Genomic DNA, 1,376 nt, shown 5'->3' on the forward strand with positions numbered 1-1,376 from the left:
GGGAGTGTTCAATGATCGGCGGATCCGATGATCAAGGAGACGCCAGATGAGCGACACCACCATCGAGCAGATACCGGGCAGCGAGCCAGCGGCGGGGGCCGTGGCGGCGAGCGACGAACAACTGGTTGCGATGCTCGTGGATCGGGCCCGGTCGGAGGGCCTGCAGCTGACCGGGGAGGGCGGGCTGCTCCAGCAGCTGACCAAGCGGGTCCTGGAGTCCGCCCTGGAGGGCGAGATCACCGATCACCTCGGATACGAGAAGCACGACGCCGAGGGCCGGGGCAGCGGCAACAGCCGCAACGGGACGCGTGCGAAGACGGTGCTGACCGATGTCGGCCCGGTCGAGGTCAAAGTTCCCCGGGACGTGGCCGGAACGTTCGAGCCGGCCATCGTCAAGAAGCGGCAGCGGCGCCTGTCCGGGGTGGACGAGATGGTGCTGTCGCTGTCGGCGAAGGGGCTGACGCACGGCGAGATCTCCGCGCACCTGGCCGAGGTCTACGGCGCGAGCGTGTCCAAGGCGACCATCTCCACGATCACCGACAAGGTGATGGACGGCATGGCGGAATGGTCTAACCGCCCGCTGGACCGCGTCTATCCGGTGCTGTTCGTGGACGCGATCAACGTCAAGATCCGCGACGGGCAGGTGGCGAACCGTCCGGTCTACGTCGTCATGGCCGTGACCGCCGAGGGCCACCGCGACATCCTGGGGATCTGGGCCGGTGACGGCGGCGAGGGCGCGAAGTACTGGCTGAGCGTGTTCACGGACCTCAAGAACAGGGGCGTTGAGGATGTCCTGATGCTGGTCTGCGACGGTCTCAAGGGTCTGCCCGAGGCGGTGGAAACCGTCTGGCCTCGAACGATTGTCCAGACCTGTGTCGTTCATCTGCTGAGGAACAGCTTCCGGCACGCGGCCCGCCAGGACTGGGACAAGATCGCCAAGGCGCTCAGGCCCGTCTACACGGCGCCGAACGAGGCCGCCGCGACCGAGCGGTTCGGCGAGTTCCAGGAATCCTGGGGCAAGAAGTACCCGGCGGTCATCCGGCTCTGGGAGAACGCCTGGGCCGAGTTCGTTCCCTTCCTCTCCTTCGACGTCGAGATCCGCAAGGTCATCTGCTCGACGAACGCGATCGAGTCCGTCAACGCCCGCATCCGCAAGGCCGTACGCGCCCGCGGACACTTCCCTAACGAGGCCGCGGCCATGAAGTGCGTCTACATGGCCCTCATGTCGCTGGACCCGACCGGCAAGGGCCGAAAGCGGTGGACCATGCGCTGGAAGGCGCCCCTGAACGCCTTCCAGATCGCCTTCGAAGGCCGGCTCACCCCGGCCGCCAACTGACCCCTACAAAAACTGGATCAGCCGTCTACTGGACACACCC

1 protein-coding gene is annotated in these 1,376 nt (G+C 66.5%); it reads left to right on the plus strand.

Translation table 11 applies throughout. From position 1 onward, the window contains the following. Positions 1 to 46: 46 nt before the first annotated feature. Complete coding sequence (locus KYY02_RS33585) at positions 47 to 1,336, plus strand: IS256 family transposase (RefSeq protein ID WP_371244853.1); 1,290 nt, start codon at positions 47 to 49, stop codon at positions 1,334 to 1,336. Positions 1,337 to 1,376: the final 40 nt, after the last annotated feature.

Source organism: Streptomyces pimonensis (assembly GCF_041380215.1).
Lineage (GTDB): Bacteria > Actinomycetota > Actinomycetes > Streptomycetales > Streptomycetaceae > Streptomyces > Streptomyces pimonensis.